13 protein-coding genes and 1 pseudogene are annotated in these 22,171 nt (G+C 41.1%); 11 read left to right on the forward strand and 3 right to left on the reverse strand.

Annotation, left to right across the window (positions count from 1 at the left end; genetic code table 11):
- Positions 1 to 7: 7 nt before the first annotated feature.
- Together Aru01_RS02760 and Aru01_RS02765 are read right to left on the reverse strand one after the other, a co-directional pair.
- Complete coding sequence (locus Aru01_RS02760) at positions 8 to 3,730, reverse strand: UvrD-helicase domain-containing protein (protein ID WP_016657684.1); 3,723 nt, start codon at positions 3,728 to 3,730, stop codon at positions 8 to 10.
- A 3-nt stretch (positions 3,731 to 3,733) separates the two neighbouring features.
- On the reverse strand, positions 3,734 to 7,417 hold the full coding sequence (locus Aru01_RS02765) for an exodeoxyribonuclease V subunit gamma (protein WP_040331420.1): 3,684 nt from the start codon (positions 7,415 to 7,417) through the stop codon (positions 3,734 to 3,736).
- A gap of 358 nt (positions 7,418 to 7,775) precedes the next feature.
- On the opposite strand from Aru01_RS02765, the gene Aru01_RS02770 reads away from it, so the two are divergent.
- Positions 7,776 to 8,285, forward strand: coding sequence for a hypothetical protein (locus Aru01_RS02770; RefSeq protein WP_016657686.1), 510 nt, complete (start codon positions 7,776 to 7,778; stop codon positions 8,283 to 8,285).
- Between the two features lie 56 nt (positions 8,286 to 8,341).
- Here the strand turns inward: Aru01_RS02770 and pap are convergent, their stop codons facing one another.
- Complete coding sequence (pap, locus tag Aru01_RS02775) at positions 8,342 to 9,763, reverse strand: polyphosphate:AMP phosphotransferase (RefSeq protein WP_016657687.1); 1,422 nt, start codon at positions 9,761 to 9,763, stop codon at positions 8,342 to 8,344.
- Positions 9,764 to 10,026: 263 nt separating this feature from the next.
- On the opposite strand from pap, the gene Aru01_RS02780 reads away from it, so the two are divergent.
- From Aru01_RS02780 to Aru01_RS02825, 10 genes and pseudogenes are all read left to right on the forward strand, one after another.
- The gene (locus tag Aru01_RS02780) at positions 10,027 to 10,737 is read left to right on the forward strand and encodes a DUF8198 family protein (RefSeq protein ID WP_040331456.1); all 711 of its coding nucleotides are present in this window, start codon (positions 10,027 to 10,029) and stop codon (positions 10,735 to 10,737) included.
- Positions 10,738 to 10,891: 154 nt separating this feature from the next.
- Positions 10,892 to 11,836: a bifunctional demethylmenaquinone methyltransferase/2-methoxy-6-polyprenyl-1,4-benzoquinol methylase UbiE gene (ubiE, locus tag Aru01_RS02785; RefSeq protein WP_016657689.1), complete on the forward strand. Its 945-nt coding sequence runs from the start codon at positions 10,892 to 10,894 to the stop codon at positions 11,834 to 11,836.
- Positions 11,837 to 11,847: 11 nt separating this feature from the next.
- Complete coding sequence (locus Aru01_RS02790; RefSeq protein ID WP_016657690.1) at positions 11,848 to 12,537, forward strand: ubiquinone biosynthesis accessory factor UbiJ; 690 nt, start codon at positions 11,848 to 11,850, stop codon at positions 12,535 to 12,537.
- Between the two features lie 18 nt (positions 12,538 to 12,555).
- A complete protein-coding gene (locus tag Aru01_RS02795) occupies positions 12,556 to 14,175 on the forward strand; it encodes an ABC1 kinase family protein (RefSeq protein WP_016657691.1) in 1,620 nt (539 codons plus the stop codon).
- 349 nt (positions 14,176 to 14,524) lie between these two features.
- Positions 14,525 to 15,058 carry a fimbrial protein gene (locus tag Aru01_RS02800; RefSeq protein ID WP_016657692.1) on the forward strand — a complete coding sequence of 178 codons (534 nt, stop codon included), beginning with the start codon at positions 14,525 to 14,527 and terminating at the stop codon, positions 15,056 to 15,058.
- 83 nt (positions 15,059 to 15,141) lie between these two features.
- Positions 15,142 to 15,876, forward strand: coding sequence for a fimbrial biogenesis chaperone (locus Aru01_RS02805; RefSeq protein WP_016657693.1), 735 nt, complete (start codon positions 15,142 to 15,144; stop codon positions 15,874 to 15,876).
- 69 nt (positions 15,877 to 15,945) lie between these two features.
- Positions 15,946 to 18,497 (forward strand): annotated as a pseudogene (locus Aru01_RS02810) (fimbria/pilus outer membrane usher protein).
- On the forward strand, positions 18,494 to 19,501 hold the full coding sequence (locus Aru01_RS02815) for a fimbrial protein (RefSeq protein WP_016657696.1): 1,008 nt from the start codon (positions 18,494 to 18,496) through the stop codon (positions 19,499 to 19,501). Before Aru01_RS02810 ends, Aru01_RS02815 begins: the two are co-directional and overlap by 4 nt.
- A 254-nt stretch (positions 19,502 to 19,755) precedes the next feature.
- Positions 19,756 to 21,117, forward strand: coding sequence for an aminotransferase class III-fold pyridoxal phosphate-dependent enzyme (locus Aru01_RS02820; protein WP_016657697.1), 1,362 nt, complete (start codon positions 19,756 to 19,758; stop codon positions 21,115 to 21,117).
- Positions 21,118 to 21,218: 101 nt separating this feature from the next.
- On the forward strand, positions 21,219 to 22,169 hold the full coding sequence (locus Aru01_RS02825) for a helix-turn-helix domain-containing protein (RefSeq protein WP_016657698.1): 951 nt from the start codon (positions 21,219 to 21,221) through the stop codon (positions 22,167 to 22,169).
- Positions 22,170 to 22,171: the final 2 nt, after the last annotated feature.

The raw sequence follows: 22,171 nt of genomic DNA on the forward strand, positions 1-22,171 counted from the left end.
TATAATCTTAACTTCCAGCACATTGAGCACGTTGATCACCCAATATTGCATCTAAACGTAGAATAAACTCAGACTCAGGTTGCCAGTACATATAGCCTTGCTCGGGCTGAGTGTTCATCCCACGAACATAGAGATAACTCGCTCCCCCTAAGTCACGTTCGATCTGATAATCTTCTAGATTGACCTTTAGATAGCGATGTAATGCAACAAGATATAATGCAGCCTGTAACCAATAACTGGCATAAGTCATACTGTGTTGAATTGCCTCTTCTGTGTAGTCAGCATAGCTTGTTCCTAAAAAATTACTTTTATAGTCAGCAATGTGATAACGCTGACCATCAAAAAAGACCAAGTCTATTGAACCATTTAGATATCGCACTGCGTTGGCTTCATTGAAGCGTGGCATATGAATACCATATTCAGTAAATAACTGATGAATCCTTTGCACGGCAAAACGCTGATCAGCCAAAGCCATATAAAAAGGAAACTCACTCAAATAAGTATTGGGCTGTAATTGATTCAGCTGAAAGCCTGCATCTAATGGTGTTGCAAGCACTTGCTCTAACCACTGCATGATCCATTTAATCAGTTCATCTTCAGCAGACTCTGGGTCTGTAAAAGTTTGATTATACTTTTCTACTAAAGCCTGCCACAGGCTCTGATAATCATTTTTAAAACGGCGATGAATAATTAAAGGCCACTGTGATTTGTCATGAAAATCAATCTGCTCAAATAGTTCATGTATACAGTTACCCGCCAAAGCCCCCATAGGAAATTGTGCTTGAATCCAGCTTAAAGCCTCAGCATGCCCCACAGGCTCAGGGTGTAACAGTTGCACATTGACATGTACTTCATCATCGGCGGGAAGGCGTTGTAATTCAGCAGCGACCATCGCATCTTGAATTTGTTGTCGACTTAAATGCTGTGCTAATGCACTAAAACTGGTTTTACCTCGGGGGTAGAAGCGCTGTGTTGGTTGCTGCTTGGCATACAAAGGTAATATTTGACTTTGCTCGATCTTTAATGCTGGTGGTCGCGAAGTCAAACACATTTCCTGCTGACTATAAGCATGTTGAAATTGCTCTGGCAATTGCCCGCGCCAAAAGGCTAAGCCAGTTGTGGATTGAGCTTTTTGATCTTGTAACATCGCATAAACTCGGTAACTGGCACGAGTTAATGCGACATACCATAGACGATGATGTTCAGCCAATGCCCGACTTTGATGCTGCGCTAAGGCTTGCTCAGAAATATACTGTTTTTGATTTACGGCCAAGATTCGTTGTTCTTGAACTTGCCCGGTCTTTGGGTCTTGCTGTTGCTGACTCGAAAAGTTAAAAGCAGACTGTGCATCTTGAAATTTTTTATCTGCACCCAGTAAAAAGACCACCTTAAACTCTAGTCCTTTAGATTGGTGAATGGTCAGCAGCTGAACTCCTGCTGCATTGGACAACCGACGCTCTAATTCCCACTCACGCTGTCCTGCTTCATTGAGCTGCTGCATATACCATTGCGACAAATGGTGTACACCTGCATGTTGACGGCTATGACGACTGAGTAACTCACTAAGATGTCTTAAGTTGACAATCACTCGTTCATTGTCTCGACTCGGCTGTGCCACCACATTTTCCCAGACATGAAAATGACTAAACAATGCTTGCCAAGTTGCCAAGAATCCTTGTACTAGCCACATCTCTCTGAATTGTTCAAAGTCTGCAATATAACGACTTAATCCATCAGTCTGTTGTTCTAACGCACGTAACTTTGCCACATCAAAACCCAATAAGCGGCTCAATAAGGCACGGCGAACTTTAGCTTCATCGTGTGGCTGACGAATTGCTGCCAATAGCGCAGCAACATCTTGAGCCAGAGATCCAATAAACACACTTTTTTTTGCAGGCCGATGATAAGCAATACCTAAGAATTCTAAAGCAGACTGTACCTGATCGAGACCATGATGGTTTTTCGATAACACAGCAATATCATCGCTTTGTAATGCACGATTCGCTGTTTTTTCAGCAAAATAAAGCTGGCCCTGAATCCCTTGATTGAGTAAATCTCTAATTTTCCATGCCACCTGCTCTGCCTCACGCTCTTTGTCTTCAAGCATGATCCAGCGCAGAGGTGTTGGATTTTCTTGTCCATGGTCAATCAAAGCAGGATGTGGTCTTGAGCCTGCTTGTACAGGGGTATAGTAAACCTCTTCACCAAAGTCCATTTGTCGTTGAAATAAAGCATCGACAACCTCGACCAAGGGTGCAACAGAGCGATGATTATGAATCAAATTATAAAGTCGACCTTGCTGGGAGAATACATCTTGGTGCGCCTTTAAAAAGGTCAACATATCTCCACCACGGAAACCATAAATCGCCTGTTTACGATCTCCGACCATAATCATACAGCCTTGCTGTACTCGACTCGGATGACGCCAAATGCGTGCCAGCATGTCGTCTTGATCTTGGTTGGTATCTTGAAATTCGTCGACTAAAATCAAAGGAAAACGTGCATGAATAAAACGAGCAAAATCTTGACCATTTTCAGCATTCAATGCTTCAGCTAAACTACGAATCTGTTCTGAAAATGTGGTTTCACCTTGTTGCTGTAAACGCTGTGGTAGTCGGATTTTTACTTGTGCTGCAATATGAAACTTCAGTTGCATACTGACTTCATCTAAACCGCTTTCATACTGCTGCAATGCATTAAATACTTGCTGTAAAGTCACTATACACGGATGCTGATAAAATGCATTTTGCACCTCAACAGGGGTGGCTTTTTTAAAAACTTGCTGCGCATCGACATTCTTAATCAATACACTTAGGTCATCCTTGGCTTCAGCTAAATCTGCACTAAAATAACTGTTGGCACCAAGTTGTTGTAAATGATTCACCAACTGCGGCAAACTTTGCATAAAGATGCGCTGAAAACGACCATTTTTAAACTTTATGCCATTAAACTGCGTGGCATAACTGCCTCCCTCGATATAGTACTCTGCTAAACTTTGCCACTGTGCTTGAGATAGCGCACTGAGACTGGCAATTGCAGTTTGAAAGTGTTGATGGTCAATGCTACTCGTTGGCGGTGCAACTAATTCGGCTGAAGTAAAATTCAAACGCTGTTCAACTAAGTCAACAAACGTAGAAGCGCCTTGCAAGCGCTTACTACTGACCAACACATCCACTAAAGCTTGATCTTGCTGTTGAATCCATTCACGCAGCACATCATGAATCAGTTCTACAATATATTTCCGTGAATCATCACTAATATTGGCCACTTCAATTTTGCCACTTTCAAAGCTAAATTCACGTAGCAACTTTTGACTAAAGCTATCAAGCGTTCCAACAAAAAGCTCGTCTAACTGATCAATCACCAACTTCAATCGTTCACAAGCATAGGCAATTCTGGTACTAAACTGTTTAAGTACGAAAGCATATAATGGATCACTTTCACTTTGCGCCAAAGCGAGTACCTGTTGCTCATCAAGTTCACGACAGGTATCGAACATTTTATAAGTTTCTTGTAGACGCAAACGAATACGGCTTTTTAATTCAGCCGCTGCTTTACGGGTAAAAGTGGTCGCAATCACTTGGTTGGGCAAATGTTTTTCCAACAGAATCCGGACCATCAAACTCGATAAAGTATAGGTTTTTCCTGTGCCTGCTGAAGCTTCAATCCAATGTAAGCCATTAAACTGGATATCTGTAATCGGTTGAGTCGACACTTGTGTATGCTGCATGTCTTAATCCTCAGCCTGATGTTGATACTGATAAATGGGTTGATATAAGGCATAGCTATAGCGATCACAAGCATCTTTAAGCAAGGCACGACTATCTTGCTCGTGCAAGATAAACTGCCAATCTCGATGCAACATCGTGGCTTCATTTTGCTCTGGGGAAAAACTACTAACAAAACGCGCAGCATCTGCCTGCCAACTACTCAGCAGTCGATCAAAATCTTCTAATTCCCAATGCGTTTCTGTTGCTGTCCAATTCAGGCTTTTCGACGTTTCCGCAGCTTGTAACAATAACGCAGCAGGCAGTACTAAAGGCTGCTGCTGTGCATAGTCATACGCTTTAAACCATTCTGCCAAATAGCCTTTGGCCTGTTGCGTGGTGATCCCTTCACAAATAATTGTCGCATCACTAAATACCACAATACGGCGAAGCTGCTGTGCTTGCTCATCATCAAGGTTCAAATAATTTAACCACAGCAAATAACTAAGCCAAAGCTGTGCACGGCGTTTGGCTCGAGCACTGGATGCCTCTAACCCAACCCAGTCTTTAACCTGATGTGCAGGAACTGTTAAATTCATGCTCAAATCAGGACGCATACGCCACTGTACTTGTGTTGTTTGCGTTGGAGCGACTGCATAGTGTTGTAAGCGCAACAATAATGCCTGTTGTTCTTGGAGACTACTTTGCCATGCACTTTGTCTGACTTTCCCCACAGGCAACTGGTCTTGATACAGCGCAGGATCTAAATCGGCTAAAGCTATGCTGTCTTGTTGTGAAAGTTGTTGACGTTGTAAGGCTGCACGAATTTGATAACGCCCTAAACCGTCGAGCAGCAAAGGCTCGCTTTGGTCTTGAGTGTCTAAGCTTTGTACATTTTCAACACCAAGACATTTCAGATATAACCGTGCAGGGAACAACACATCCTGCATCCAGTGATTGGCTTGTAATACCTTAACCAACATCGGCTCAATGTCTAATGCAGCATTTACCCAAGGCTGGCGTTGTACATTATGATCTTTGTTTTGTAATTGCTGTGCTAAATAAAACCAATGATCTTGATAGCGTGTATTTTCTTCACTCTGAAAGCCGACAGGATCAAAAGGTTGTAAACAGTGAATGCGGTATAACTGGCGAATTTGTACGGGGATTTCTAAGGCCTGTTCCACAGCACTAAGCGCAGTAGATGTTGTGCCCTGTTCAGGTTCCCGACAAATAAAGGCCAAATGTTGACAGAGTTCTTGAACAACACTTGAAGGATCACGGGGTTCTGCATCTTGCATATCAAAGCCGTTGTAAAACAACCACAGTTGTTGCTGGGCCAACAATAACGCATCTAAAAACGCACCTTGATCATCTTCAAGTCGCGATCGATCCCCTAGCTGTGGGCGAAGTAATTGCATCAGATCAAAAGGAACTTGCTGATTACGACTTGGAAATGTTCCACTGTCCAAATTAAGCATCACAATTAACTGGTAAGGAACAGGTCGAATCTGACCGAGCTGACAAAAAGTAACCTGTCCAGTTGGTACGGCCTGATCCACTTGCATGTCTAAAGCACTTTGAATTTCATCAAGCAAATAAGGCAATGGAAGTTGGAACTGATATAACTTTGATTGTTCTTGTCCTGCATAAAAGCAGGCTAAGGTCAGCATGGTTTCTTGCTTTTTCACAATATCAACAACAGGCTTTAAGACATCAACTCCTGCCTGTTGGTACTCGTTTAAGTCTTGTAATAAACACCACAACCAACGATCAACTGAACGTGCTTGTCCAAGCTCATGTAAGATCATCCAATCTCGGCGCTTGGCAAAGTCTTGATAAATTTCAATCAAGATACTGACCAGCTCAAAGTCATCGCGACTCACATCCGCACTGGCCAGTACATCTGCAAAAATACGCGGCTCAGGAATAGCAAGTCCTAAGGCCAAACGATCTAAAGCAAATTTAAAACTATAGCGATAATCCTGATCGTCCGCAGGTAAATGACGGCTCAGCTGCACTGGATCTAGACCCCGTTTAAAGCCTGCACCGCTAAGTAGCGCTAACATCCGTTCAGTCATATCTATGTCTAAGCCATAGCGTGTTTGGTTGGCCGACAGCGCTAGCCACTCGGCAAACTCATCAAACCCAAAACGCCCCTGACTCAGTTGAATCCGCCCAAGGACTGCATACCAAGCATTTTGGACATCAAGTGCCACCACCCCAGCAATTTTTACAGGGATAAATACCGAGTTTGGCTGGGCAATATGTGGAAAGACATTTCGAATTAAAGCTTCACTGTCTGCCAGATTCGGGACCAGAACCAAGATATCGCTAGGTCGGCGTGGTTGTTCTGCTGTGGATTGTGCCAGCCAATGACTAAGCTGTTCTTTTAATACTTCAAGCTGACGTAAAGTAGAATGACAAACATGTATTTGTATAGAGTCATCATCTTCAGCCAAGGCATAACTTTGCGCGACAGGCTCAACCAAATACAAAATATCAGACTGAATTTGACTGAGTAAATGACTTGGCTGTTCATCAACAAAGGCATCAATCCATTTCCCTTCCTCACCTGAGGATAAATGTGACAATAACGAGAAGTGATCCCGTGCTTGTTTACCAAAACGTGTCAGTAAAGGATGACGAGATTCACGCACCTCAGCATTAAAGTTCATGGTAAATGCTTGGAAAAATTCAGCAATCTCAGCATCATTTGCTTCTGGATGTTTATCGATAAAACGCTGTTTAACCTTGAGGTCGTACTGTTTTTTCCAGTTTGGATCGACACTATCGGCCCAATATTCCTGCGAAGGGTTATAGTGCAAGATTAAAATATCGATATACTGCCCCAAGCGCCGTAGAAAACTCAACTGGCTCGGAGGTAACTCAAGCAAGGTAAAGATGATCAACTGCGAGGGTAACTGTGCCAAAGCCTGTTTCACTTGAGTTTCATCAGATAAAACACGCCAAAACTCTTGGTCAATTTGCTCAATCTCAAGGAAATCTTGCTGAAAACCTTGCTGCCACAGCCAACGCTGCCACTGCTCCAACTGCTCGGCTTGTTCTAACTGAAAAGTTGAAATCTGCTGATCAAATAATCCAAACTGCGCTTCGATATCGAGTGCCCGATCATTGCCCCAAGCCTGTAACCAGTTAGATGGACAACTGCACTGTCCAACTGCACAGCCACGTTGGCACTGTCCACGATAAACCATGTAATGGCTAAATAAGCGCGAAACCTGCTGAGCAACCCAATACAACATACGCTGTTTTTTCAGTTGTTTTTCAATACCATTTTCCAGCAATGCTGCACTGTCATAAATACGCTGAATTAAACTAAATACAGGATGATCCGTCGGTAAACTGATCTCATCGGTCTCAATCATAGGTTTTAATAACTGAAACACCCGCCATTTGATAATCAAACGTGGAATATTGGATTTACGGACTTTATCTTTATCTTCTAATAACTGTTGATAGGCATACCACTGTAAACCACGGATGCTTTGATGAAACTGGTAATTAGCACTAATTCCTTGTTGTTCAGAAATTTTTTGTACTAACCATTGTTCTACTGCTGTCGAAGGGGTCACAAAGTGCTGTGCTTTAAATACGCTGAATACATCACGACTCAAACGTGTTGTCATATTCACTGCTGCATTTAATAACACATCAATACGTTGACTTTGAATGACATGAATTCCCATATTCCCTCGAATAACACCTGACCCATCGGTCATAACTGTAAATAACGGCTGTTGAAATAAAGAACTAAAATAAGCTGATCACTATGGCAACTCTGGTTCTTTTTCAATACCATGGCTTTAGTATAGTCAGCTTTGCCGTACTTTTTTGCTAAATTTATTGAAGTCTTAGCAAATCTGATAGTGATGTAATTGAACAGGCCATTGTCTGAGTTGCTGTTTTTCAATCTAATAATTTGAAGCTAATTATTTTAAGCAACATTTGGCTTTAAGCTAAAAATAAAAGTAAGCTGATCAATGGCAGTTCACTTACTGATAAAAATCACGTATTTTAAACCTTAACTTTACTGTGGGTACTTTCATGAAAATAGATAATATTCCAGATGCTATCGACCCAAATTTAGATTTAGAACGCATTCGCACTGAATGTTTGGCCTTAGTACAAAAGCGTGCTTATGTCTCTGCTGGTGCTGCGCTTGTACCTATCCCATTTTTCGATGTGCTTATTGATGTCAGCATGTTGTCAATATTAATTCCTGAAGTGAATACCCGTTTCGGTCTCTCTCCTGAACAAATCAGCGTATATGATCCTAAGACCAAACAGGTCCACTGGAACGAACTGCGTAAACGAGGCTTCGAGTTCTCAGGTTTTGTACTGGCACGTACTGCAATTAAAAAATCAATTAATAATTTCGCCACCAAGACCATCACTAAACAAGTGACCAAGTTTATACCACTTGGTGGACAAATCGTTGCTGCAGGTCTGGGCTATATCATCATGAAAAAAATTGCTCAAGCGCACATTGAAGACTGCTACAAACTTGCTAAAGAAATCCGTCAAAAACAGCAAATGTCGACAGTCAGCTTTTAACAGCTGACTTGAGTTGCACCCAATTACATATACGTTTATTTAAGACTTAAGGTAGATTAATCTGCCTTAAGTCTCTCTAAGATTGTATTTAGCACCTGAATCCGCGCAGTGTACTTGTCATCAGTAGCGATCACATTCCAAGGTGCAGCATCTGTATGGGTAAGCTCCAACATATCCGCAGCTGAGTCTAAGTATTCATCCCAATGACTGCGGTTACGCCAATCGTCTGGTGTAATTTTAAAGCGCTTATGTGGCATTTCTTCGCGTGACTTAAAACGCTTCGCCTGCTCATCAGGACTAATCGCCAACCAAAACTTAATCACCAGTGTTTGGTTCAATGCCAAGTTTTCCTCAAAGCGGTTAATCTCATCATAAGCTCTCTGCCACTCAACAGGTTTAGCATAGCCTTCGATACGCTCTACCAAAACACGTCCATACCAAGTCCGATCAAAAATTGAGATGGCACCATTTCCCTTTAAGCGTGTCCAAAAGCGCCATAAATAAGGTCGACGCAGCTCATATTTTTCAGGCACACCAATACTATAAATTTCATACTCTCTAGGATCGAGCTGCTTGACGATTCGCTTAATCGCCCCGCCTTTACCTGCTGCATCCATGCCCTCAAACAAAATTAAAATATTACGATTATCTTTACGGAGTTTTCGTGCCACTTTCGCTGTAAGTTCTTTTAGCTGTGCCTTGTATTCAGCTTTATCCATTTTTTCAGCCGCAGGCTGGCGCAGTTGTTCAGGTACAGCTGTTTGTTGCCAAGAACTACCGATGACCTTCATTTTATGCGGAGGCAGTTGCTTCAATGCATGTAGGATATGTTGAGCAAATTGTTGGTTACGTATCCCTTCATCTTCACAGTCAATGACGATCCAATCATCTGTAAAACGCTGTCTCAGATTTTGCAACATGTCGTATTGTTTTTTGTTGCGCCAATCTAAGCCATGCAGTTTTTGCCAACGTTGCTGCGAAGCATCTATTTCATCAAGACGTTTTTGTAGGGTCTTCCAAGATAAATCAAACCAGATTTTAATGACTTCACAATTGTTATTTTTTAAATCATGTTCAAAAGCACGCATTTGTTCAATATATGCATCATAAACACTATCCGTCAAAGGTCTCGAAACATGGCTAACTGTTGCCAATAAATCACTGTACCAATTACCAAATAAAATCTGAATTTGCCCTTCAGCAGGGATAGAACGGACATAAGGCTGCCAAAAACACTCTTTTTCTGAAAAAATATTTGGTGGATCTGCCTTTACCCCTAAATAACGCGGATCTACCCATTCACGTAGTTGCTTAACTGCTTCCCCTTTACCTGCAAGCTCAATACCACTGACTAAAACCACTAAGCTCTTGGCATTGTTGCGTCCGGCTGAGTTCAGCAACGCATATTGTGCCTCTATAAGTTTTAAGGTGAGCTGCTCTTTATCCATTTCTTTAAAGTGATTGTTATTTTTAAGCATAATGATCATCAACCATGTTATTGAAAACCTTAAAAGGTTTAACTTAACCGCAGTGTATAACAACTCATTTCAATATAACAATTGCTACAAAGTCGCATGGAAAACTAAAAATTGATCAACATTATATTTGTATTAATCCTATGGAGTGAAATGCACTTTTTGATCACTAGTGACTTAATTTGTTATTTTTTTTGATCATTAGCATGGAGATAAAGCGCAACAGCCATTATGCTGTGCCAATTCTCCAGTCTTTGGGCTTTTATATGTCAAAACTCGCAGCACTTGATGAGCTACTACAACAGTACCAACAATTGGCCTATCATCAAGATCCCAAGCTTAAGCTTCGTTTAGAACAAGCACAAGCATGGTTAAAAAATCGTATCGAACACACCCATCAAGAACTCTTCGCTCAACCTGCACATCAGTTGATGGCAGCGTACTTTATGAATCGCCTCTATGGTGGCCCTGAGTTTGATGCCTTAGCTGCGCAAATTGCCCGTTTACTCAAATATGCCCACAAAGCAGAAAAGAAAATTCCAGACACAGCAATTCAAACTGGTGTAAAAAGTATCCAACTTGCCCTCCTTGCCATGCAATTAGATGAACAAGTTGCAGCTCAACTTTTGCAAGATTTCCCCGCCGATCAAACTATTGACGACGAAATGATGCGTGTTACCTTGATTAAACTCGATCAGCAACAAGCTCGACTACAACAACTGGAATTACTCGACGAGCTCGGCCATAGCCTAGATAAATATCTACGTTCATTTATTTTGCTGACCGCCTTTAAAATGTGTAAAGGTGTCGCACATAAGTATCAATTTGACTTGATGTATAGTTTTATTGGTGAGGGTTTTGCTGCAATTAAGCCGATGAAATCAACCAGTAAATTTTTACAGCAGTTCATTGAAAAAGAGCGTTTAATCATTAGTGCTGTACACAGCGGTCATCCACAACCCTTCTCAACAAACTAACTGAGATCGGGCATTAAAACTGCCCACCCTTTTGTTGTTTTTGCAGTATATAATGGCTAACTATTGTTGGAACAAAGCTGTAAAAACTTGAACAATCTGGCATTATGCAATACCTTGCGAGATATTAATTTTTTTGTGTTGAGGAATGACTCGAATGTCGAATGAAAATCAAAAGCCGCAATCAACGCCTGAAGCAACACAACCGAATGAGACACCAAGCCCTTTTCTTAACCAAACACTTCCTGAAGGTGCTCCACAAGGCCAACAGCAAAGTTTAGCTCAAGCTACAACTCAAACCTCAACAAATAGCAATATCCCACATTACAACTTGCCACGTGGCGCACAAACGGGCAACGTTGGCGCAACGACTCACTTTGGTTTTGAAACCATTAATACAACTGATAAAGAACAAAAAGTTGCGCAGGTTTTTCACTCTGTAGCAAGCAAATATGACGTCATGAATGATTTGATGTCTTTTGGTATACACCGCCTTTGGAAACGCTTTGCAATCAATATGTCAGGTGTACGTCGTGGTCAACGTGTCCTAGATATCGCAGGCGGTACTGGTGACCTTGCAAAAGTATTTAGCCGTGAAGTCGGCCCTACAGGTCATGTTGTATTATCGGACATCAACGAATCAATGCTCAATGTTGGTCGTGACCGTCTAATTGATGCAGGTTGTAGTAATGTTGACTTTGTTTTGGCCAATGCAGAGACGCTAGAACCCTTTGAAGACAATAGTTTTGATCTTGTAACGATTAGTTTTGGTTTACGTAACGTCACGGATAAAGATGCAGCACTTCAAGCTATGCACCGTGTACTCAAACCGGGTGGTCGCTTACTTATTTTAGAATTTTCAAAGCCTGTATTTGAACCGTTTGCAAAACTCTATGATCTTTATTCATTTACAGCACTGCCATTGATGGGCAAATTGGTTGCTAATGACTCTGAAAGCTATAAGTATTTAGCAGAATCAATTCGTATGCATCCAGACCAACGTACTTTAAAAGGAATGATGGAAAATGCTGGCCTACAAAATTGTGATTATCACAATTTAACCGCTGGTATTGTTGCTGTACACCGTGGTTTTAAACTTTAAGGTTTTCAATTATGTGGTCGATTCTGGCACTTGGTGCAATTGAACGAATCATTCATCATACAATTAACTTGGATGCAATTACCCGCATCCAAGTTAACCAGCTCCAAGGCAAAATGTTGAGGGTGATTATCGACTCCCCTCAGCTTTCTGTTGATGTGTTTTTTGATGACAACAAAGTTCGTCTTGAACCTACTGTCACTGGACATACACAAACACCATCGATCTTTGAACAAAGGCCTTTTGACCAAGCGCAGCCGATCAGTGAAGCCACTGCTGTTTTGCATGTCAGTAATATTGTTAGCCTGATAAAACTGCTGTTGAATAGTGATGTAGGCACGATTCCTGTACAAGGTGATTATCACCTATTGCAAGATATTCAAAACATTATTCAAAATGCTGAGCCTGATTTGGCAGCTCAATTGAGTCCTTGGATCAGTCCTGCTCTTGCGCATGAAATTGGAAAATTACAGGCTGTACCCAAACTATTGCAACGTAGTTTTGCCAGTAAACTATTTTTTGCTCAGGACTTTATCAAAGAAGACAGTGGTCTATTTGCTGCACGTTGGCAAATGGATGATCTACAACAAAATACCCGTAAGCTCAATCAAGAACTTGATCGTTTTGAAGCCAAAATTGCACAGCTAAAAAATAAACTGCAATCAGGGCCACAAGATCTTGCAGCACAAACTTCTCCCCATTAAGACTAGGTAATACGCATTATGATTCCGCACGTTTCACGTTTACTCGAACTTTGGCGTATTGCAGCGCACTATAGACTCGACACGTTGTTTCCTGCGGAAGAATTACCAGAGAAAGCACGACATGTTTTGTCCTTGATCCGTTTGCATCCTGCTGCATGGTCAAGTAAAGAACGTAAAAATCCGTTAAAACTCAAGCTCGCTCTTGAAGAAATGGGGCCACTTGCAATCAAATTGGGCCAATTACTTTCTACCCGTCGTGACCTGATTGAACCTGAGATCTTAGCGCAGCTAGTTCTTCTACAAGATCGTGTTAAACCTTTTGATAGCACCATTGCTAAAACACGTATTCAACAATCCCTCAAAGCGGATATTGATACTTTGTTTGCTCGTTTTGATGAGCAACCCCTTGCAGCAGCATCCATTGCACAAGTACACACCGCAGCCCTACATGATGGCCGTGAAGTCGTAGTCAAAGTTACACGCCCGAATATTCGCCAACAAATTTTACAAGACTTTGAAATCTTACAGTGGTTAGGTGAGCGTCTTGAAAAACGTATAGAAGCTGCACGAGCTCTACATCTCACTGAGATTATTCAGGATTATCGTCAAATTATTTTAAATGAATTAGATCTAACCCTAGAAGCTGATAATACTCGCCGTATGCGTCACTACTTTACAGGCTCAAGCATGATGTATGTGCCTGAAGTGTATATGGATAGTTACGATGTCATGGTGGCAGAGCGTATCACAGGCGTACCGATTTCTGAGATTGAAACTTTTGATCGCTTGGGTATGGATCGCGCTGACTTGGCTGAGAAAGGTCTAACCATCTTCTTTACTCAAGTTTTTCGTGACAATTTTTTCCATGCAGACATGCATCCAGGTAATGTCTTCGTAGAAACAATTAACCCAGCCAATCCACGCTTTATTGCGCTCGACTGTGCGATTATGGGTGAGTTATCTAAACATGACCAAATGACCGTAGCACGTATGCTCTTGGCCGTCATGAACAGTAACTTTATGCAGCTTATTCAAATTGTGCATCAAGCTGGCTGGATTCCGCCAGGCACAGATCAAGATGCGCTAGCACGTGAAATGCGTCGAACAGTTGGCCCAATGGTTTCAAAACCCATGGATCAATTGGATTTTGCAGGTATCTTGGTACAGATCATGGATATTGCGCGACGTTTCCGCTTAGAGATCCCACCACAACTCATGCTCTTGCTAAAAACCTTAGTCCATGTTGAGGGCTTGGGTACAGATCTCTATCCACAATTAGACATCTGGAAACTGGCTAAACCCATTTTGACTGAATGGATTAAGTCAAATGCAAACCCAGTAAAAAACATCAAAGAAATCGGTCAACAAATTCCTGACTTACTTCTTGGTGCACATGATCTACCAAGCTTAATGATCGATAGCTTAAATGGTTTAAAAAACCAATCGGCTTGGCATGAAAAGCAATTACGCGAATTACAAACCATGCGTTTACAAATGGAATATCAACAAAAACGTAGTTGGATGTTCGGTAGTATCATCGCGATTTTACTAAGTATTGCTGTAATTAGTCCTTGGTATGTCTCCGTTGTTCTGATTGTGCTTGCCAGTGTCATTGCAATCTGGCGTATAGGTAAATAGCAACTAAACCAGCTGGCTCTTCAAATTATTTAATTTATGCCCCTAAAACCACACGTTCAATCGACGCTGTGGTTTTTTATTACCCACTTTTAGCTAAGCGTTTAAGCATCCTTCGCAATTTAATTTATACGATATTTATGTCTACCTAAGATCAAATTTTAACAACGCATGTTGATAACAAACCTGCTTATTAATTGGCATTAATTTATAAAACATCCAATCAAACAAGTGTTTATAGATAAAAATATGTGATTTCTGGATATATATCACAAAAATGTTAATTTCATAGCACTCTTTGGTTTCCATCTTAAAACCAAGAGATGATAAAAATTCACTTAGAGACAACAATATGAAAAAAATTGTATTTATCGCAACATTAACAACAGCAGTAATGTCAAACCTATACGCAGCAGATGGGACCATTACCATTAACGGTTTAGTTACAGATAAAACTTGTGACATTGTTACTCCAGCAGGCAAAGACTTTACGGTTACGCTACCTACAGTTTCTAAAACCACACTTGGAACAACAGGTAGTGTTGCTGGTCGTACACCTTTCCAAATCAATTTAGCAAATTGTTCGGCAGGCAAAGTTGCAACTTATTTTGAGCCTGGTTCAAACGTAGACTTTAACAGTGGACGTCTCTTAAACATGGATACGACTGGCGCAAAAAATGTCCATGTTCAGCTTCTAGGGAGTAACAATATGTTCATTCCTGTCACTGCTGCTGGGGCTTCTGGTGCTCAAAACAACTCTCAGTGGGTAACCGTGGCTGATGGAGCTGGCGCAGACCTCAATTATTATGCTGAATACTATGCAACTGCTGCTGCGAGTGCAGGTCTTGTTAAATCTTCTGTTCAATACACCATTATTTATCATTAATCACTAGCTCTTACAGAGTTTTTATCTTGGTATAAAAACTCTGTGTCCTGTTGTGCCCTATTTACACTGATGAGCGTGCTGAAATGAAATTGAACTTGAGTAAAGCATTATTTGCAACTGCACTTGGCACTGCTGTCTTTGCTACAGCAGCTCATGCCGAAATTATCCTACATGGTACGCGGGTGATTTATCCCTCCAATGCCCGTGAGGTCACCTTACAATTGAGTAATAATGGTAGCAAACCCTCTTTGATTCAGGCTTGGATTGACGAAGGAAATCCACACAGTACACCGGATCAATCAAAAGCACCTTTTATGATTAGTCCACCCATCGCACGAGTTGAAGCTGAGCGCAGCCAAACACTGAGAATTACTGCATTGCCACAGGCTGAGCAATTTAACCAAAATCAGGAAACGGTACTTTGGCTTAATGTTGTTGATATTCCTCCAAAACCTACAGCAAGCAGTGAAAATGATGCGCCTGAAAACTTTTTACAACTGGCTATTCGCTCAAGGATTAAAGTTTTCTATCGACCAGCTAAGCTTAAAGGTGATGCGCATAATGCAGCTGAACAATTGCAATGGTTGAAAACAGGTAACTCTTTAAATGTAAAAAATCCAACACCTTTCCACATCACCTTAACGGCCCTTTATCAAAAGAAAGGTGAACAACAAGTTGACCTACTCCCGCATGGAATGATGTTAAAGCCGTTTTCAACTGAAGAAATAGCATTACAAAGTAGCAATGTTGAAAACATGATTTTTATCAACATTAATGACTACGGCGGTCGTATAGAACACAAAATTAAGCTGCAATAACAGACCACTAACCATTTAAAAAATTAAACATTTATAAGAGACCTACTCATTTGAATAGGCGGGGTAATTATGTCCACATACAGCTCACCCTCTCACTTTTTTAGGCGCCATATCCGCTTTTATTTTGCTAGCGGTATGATAACTTTCGCGATTCCATTGACGGTACAAGCCGAAAATATTACTTCAGCTCCAGTAGTAACAGCGGCTGACTTTGACTCAAGTTTTCTAATTGGTGATGCACAAAAAGTTGATATTTCTACTTTTCGGTACGGAAACCCAATTTTAGCGGGTGAGTATAATGTTGATATATATGTCAACAATACTTGGTTCGGCAAACGTCGTGTGCAATTTAAAAATAGTGAAAATAAATCAAAAGCCCAAACCTGTTTTACTGAGACCCAATTACTTGAATATGGTGTAAAGAAACAAGTCCTAACACTACAAAATAATTTATCTTCTACAGGTTGTTATCACATTGAACAATGGATTGAAGCTGCTTTTTACGAATTTGATAGCTCACGTTTACGTTTGGATATCTCTATTCCACAAATCGCATTACAGAAAAATGCGCAGGGTTATATAGACCCAAGCGTATGGAATCGTGGAATTAATGCAGGTTTTTTATCTTATAGCGGTAGTGCTTATAAGATTTTTAACCGTGACTCCAACCACAACAAAGACAGTACCAATGCCTTTCTTAGTTTGAACACTGGAATAAATCTTGCCAGTTGGCAATTGAGACATAATGGTCAATGGCAATGGTTAAGCCAACCAGCGGATGGTCAAGCGAGGTCAGATTATCAAGCCAATAGCACTTATCTGCAACGTGCATTTCCTAACTATAGGGGCATGGTTACCATTGGAGATAGCTTTACTGATGGTGAGGTCTTTGACTCGTTAGCTTATCGTGGAGTTGACTTTTCAAGTGATGACCGAATGTTACCTAACAGCATGTTGGGGTATGCTCCCCAGATTCGCGGTAATGCAAAAACAAATGCCAAAGTTGAAATTCGTCAGCAAGGTCAACTGCTCTATCAAACGACAGTAGCTGCTGGTAGTTTTGAGATTAATGATCTTTATCCAACAGGATTTGGTGGAGAACTTGAAGTATCCGTCATTGAAGCCAATGGTGAGATCCAACGTTTTACCGTGCCGTATTCATCGGTAGTTCAAATGCTGCGCCCAGGTTTAAACCGCTACTCAGCAACACTTGGACAGTTTCGTGATCACCATATTGATGCCACACCATGGTTCGGTCAAATTAAATATCAGCATGGGATCAATAACTACTTAACAGGCTATACTGGCCTACAAGTTGCTGAAAACTATGCTGCAATCTTACTCGGAAGTGCTATTGCAACACCAATTGGCTCTATTGCATTTGACGTCACTCAATCCAACGCAGACTTTGAACATCAAGGGAGTAAATCGGGGCAAAGTTTTAAGCTCAGTTATAGCAAATTATTCTCCCCAACCAACACTAACCTTACCCTTGCAGCTTATCGATATTCAACAGAGGATTTCTATCGTTTCCGTGATGCAGTGTGGATACAAGATCTAGAAAGTAAAGGCATTGATACTCACGCACATGGCAAGCAACGCAGTGAATTCCAAATTACCCTTGACCAAGGTCTCTCTCAAAATTGGGGCAATATTTATGTTGTCGGTTCTTGGCTTGACTATTGGAACCGTAATGAAACCTTACAACAGTATCAAATCGGGTATACCAATAACTATCGCGGTCTAACATATGGTTTATCTGCAAATAAACGTCAAGTGCAATATGGCTCTACCCATAGTAGCAATGACACTGAATATATGATGAGTTTATCCTTCCCTTTGGATTTCAAAACACAATCAATGTCAACACAGCAGTTACCCAGCATAGCCAGAATATTGGCATCAGCAGTATGGTCAATGACCGCTTTAGCTACGGTGCTTCTTTTACCCGACAAGATTATTCTGAACCATCATTGAATATTAATGGGCGATATCGTACCAATTACGCCACATTAACAAGTAGCTATAATATTGCAGATCGTTATCAGCAGGCGATGCTCAATGTCAGCGGAAATATCGTCGCACATGCAGGTGGAGTATTATTTGGCGCGGAACAAGGACAAACCATGGTCTTGGTTTATGCACCAGATGCGGCTGGGGCCAAAGTCAATAACGTTGCAGGACTGAGCATCAATAAAGCAGGATATGCGGTGATTCCTTATGTCACCCCCTACCGTTTAAACGATGTCACTTTAGATCCACAAAATATGTCTACACGCGTTGAACTTGAAGAGAGTAGTCAACGTATCGCACCATTTGCTGGCGCTATAGCTAAAGTCGATTTCAACACCAAAAAAGGCTACGCCATCTATATCCATACACGTACCAAAGATGGTGGTCACCTCCCTTTCGCAGCTCAAGTCACCAATCAAGACCAACAAGTTGTTGGTATGGTCGCACAAGGAAGCATGATCTATTTGCGTAGCCCCCTCAGTAAAGATCATTTGCAAGTTCATTGGGGTGAGAACAATACAGTACAGTGCCATATTGATTATGACATTAGTCAACAACTTAAAATAAAACAACAAGATGCGATTGTAACGGAGGCGATTTGTCAATGAATCAGTGCTTAACTCAAACAGCGCTTTGCATTTTATGTCTCGGTGCATGGCAAAGCATTAATGCAGCGTGTATTACTCAACCAGGCTTTGCGACTGTAGATATCCCAATGAATGTCGGGCGTGTTGTTGTACGTCCAAGCCATACAGTGGGTCAAATATTACATACAGCAAATTTTGTCATTGTGCCCAATGGCTCTTTATCTCAGTGTGATGGTTCTGGCAGTACGATTCACGCTGTCCTAGACAAAAATCCAAGCTTAAGTCCTGTTGGCGATTCAGTCTATAACACCAATATTCAAGGAATTGGTATTCGACTCTATCGTAAGGCACTAGAAGATGATCAATTCTCAGGCTATTACCCCTATGTACGTAATCTTATTGCGAGCGAGTACAGACTCAGCCCAGGCTACTTTGTGGTAGAAATCATTAAAACAGCAGCAGTAACAGGTTCAGGTGCTTTTTCACCTGGTCGCTATAGCAGTTATAGCTATAGAGACAATTCTGTACCTGTGCTTACATCAACTGTATACGGTAATGCCATTACCATTGCTTCGTCTTCTTGTGAAATTCAAGGTAATACCAACCGCTTTATTGAGCTCGCGCCTGTGACCAAAGCTGACTTCAAAGGTGTGGGTACGACCTTGGCAGAGCAAGCTTTTAATATGACTATTTTATGTAATGGTGGTGAAAACCCTTCTGGCTATACGGAAAAAAATCTGATCAGTTTAAGTTATGATTTTACACCCGAAGGTTCAGCACAAAATGTGATTAAAAACATTGCCTCAGACAACAACAAAGCTCAAGGTGTATCGACACAACTCCTTTGGGAAGGTCCAAGCAAACAAGTGATTTCCAACAATGATAAATTTGAACTTGGCAGCGTCAACTCCAATCAAACCGTGCAATATCAAGTCCCAATGACTGCACGTTACTATCAAAGTGCTACAAGCGTAACGCCTGGTCGGGTAACAGGACTTGCCACAATGACAATTCAATATGACTAATCTGTTAATGCATTTATAGGTCATTAAGAGATTTATATTGAACAAAATACATAACAACAATGCTCGCTTGCTCAGCTCACAAGCTCCAAACGAGCTTTGTTGTTATTTAAATTACTGATCACTTAAAAATTAATCTGCCATTTTGCATAATATCGATAACCCTGATGATTTCATATTTTCTATGCTCTAAGACATCGCCAAGCTTTATTCAATGCGATGAATCAAAACAAATATAGATCAGGATGATAGACATTATGAACCAGTTCGTTGAAAACAAAACTCAGAGTACTTATCAATTTTGGCACGCACTTTCTCACCCAAATGAATGGCGTACACAACAACCATTACGCATAGTTAAAGGCGATGGTCTCTATGTCTGGGATGACAAAGGCCATAAAATGCTCGATGGCTTTGCTGGACTTTGGTGTGTCAATGTCGGTCACAATCGTACAGAAGTCAAAGATGCTATCAAAAAACAAATGGATGAAATCTCCTACTATCAATTGTTTGCAGGAGTTAGCCATCCACTTGCTGAGCAACTCTCTAATAAATTGATCGCAATGACTGCCCAAGAAGATATGGCCAATGTAGTCTACGGCAGTGGTGGATCAGATGCCGTTGAAACTGCGATCAAAATTGCGCGCCAATATTGGGTACTCCAAGGACAACCGCAAAGAACTCGTATAATTTCACTAAAAAATGCTTATCACGGTGTCAATATTGGTGGGACCTCACTCAACGGTATGCCAGTATTTAAGATGAATTACGGCCCACTCCTCGAACAGTGCATACAAATCGAATCACCTTGGCTTTATCGAAATCCGTGGAACTGTGAAGATCCTGATCAACTTGCACAACTGGTCATTGATGAGCTTGAACGTACTATTCAATATCACGGTGCAGACAGCATCGCAGCCTTCATCGCTGAACCGATTCAAGGTGCAGGTGGTATCATTGTTCCACCTGATGCTTTCTGGCCTTCACTGCGTAAGTTATGCGATAAATATGACATTTTACTCATTGCTGATGAGGTCATCACAGGCTTTGGCCGTTCAGGAAGCATGTTTGGTTCACGTGGTTGGGGAGTAAAGCCAGATATGATGACCCTTGCAAAAGGCTTAAGCTCTGGTTATGTACCTCTTTCAGCAACGATATTTAACCACCGTATTGCCAAAGCATTTTATGACAACAACGATCATAAAGGTTTGTTCATGCATGGTTATACCTATGGCGGACATCCTCTAGGTTGTGCAGCAGCACTGGCTGTCCTCGACATCGTTGAAAAAGAAAATTTACCTGAAAATGCAGCTCAAATGGGCCGCTACTTACTCACTGAGCTACAAAAAATCAAAGAGCAATATGCGTTAATCGGTGAAGTACGTGGTAAAGGTTTGATGCTTGCTCTTGATCTGGTTAAAGACCAAAAAACCAGAGAGCCAATCGATGCAGATAGCGATATTGCTAGTCGTTTAACAGAAGCTTGCCGAGATGCAGGTGCTGTGATTCGTCCTATTGGTACTAAACTCTGCCTAGCACCACCGCTCACGATTGATCAAGCCGGCTGTGATGTACTGATTAATGCACTCAAATCTGCATTTAAACAAGTGACTGCATAAGTCGCATATTTTAGTTCCTGAACTCATGGCAATCTTGCTGTGAGTTCAGTAGATTAGAAGTGAATTTAGGATGAGTTTACTGTATTTAGATGGAGCTGGTGATGACGCTACAACATCAAACGACCGACTTAGGCTATCAGTCATATCCCAATATTAATAACCTTTCTCAGCATACCGCTTTAATCAATGAATGGGACTTTCTCTATCATCAAGTCTCTGAAGGAAAATTTAGTAGCCAGCTCAATAGCTTTTGGTTAGATGAGATCGGGATCTACGAAGAACACCTCTCACCGTGCATTTTTCAACAAGGTAAAGCCAAAGATGATGTCATCTGTATTGGCTTATTTAGGCAAATTCAACAACCTGTACTATGGATGGGAAAAGCAATTGATCAGCACGATGTGATGTGCATCTATCCAGACAGTGAAGTCATCATTAAGACACCCGAAAACTCATTGTTTTATGCCTTACATTTCCCCTTAGCCTTACTGCAAGAGTTTGATTTACAAAGATTACATGATGCTAAAAATATAATAAAAAATAAAAGACTAAATATGCAGCTCTATCTAAAAATGACCGAGATGATTACTTTTATTCAACATAATCCGCATAGTCAACTGAGCGCATTACAATGCGAGTATCTCAAATCAGATCTCATTGATTTGGCTTACCGATATTTTCATACTGAACACGATCGCCCTTTTCATGATGCGATTTCCAAAAGTAAAGCCTATGAAGTCGTTAGATATTTAATCGACTATTTAATTGAAAATAAAGATCAGCCAATATCACTATCTAAATGCTGTGAGCTCACTCAAACTTCCAAACGTACCCTACAAAATTATTTTGAGATTGTCACAGGGCAAAGCCCCTCTTTATTTTTAAAATACTGGCGCTTAAATGGTGTACGTCGCATGTTACAACAGGCAAAAAATAAAATTTCTATTGGAGATGCCGCAAGCTATTGGGGTTTTTGGCATCTCTCCCAGTTTTCTACAGATTATAAACGGCTCTTCAATGAAAGCCCGTCTAAGACCTTAATTATGAAATAGAG

The sequence above is a fragment of the Acinetobacter rudis genome (assembly GCF_000829675.1).
GTDB classification, from domain to species: domain Bacteria; phylum Pseudomonadota; class Gammaproteobacteria; order Pseudomonadales; family Moraxellaceae; genus Acinetobacter; species Acinetobacter rudis.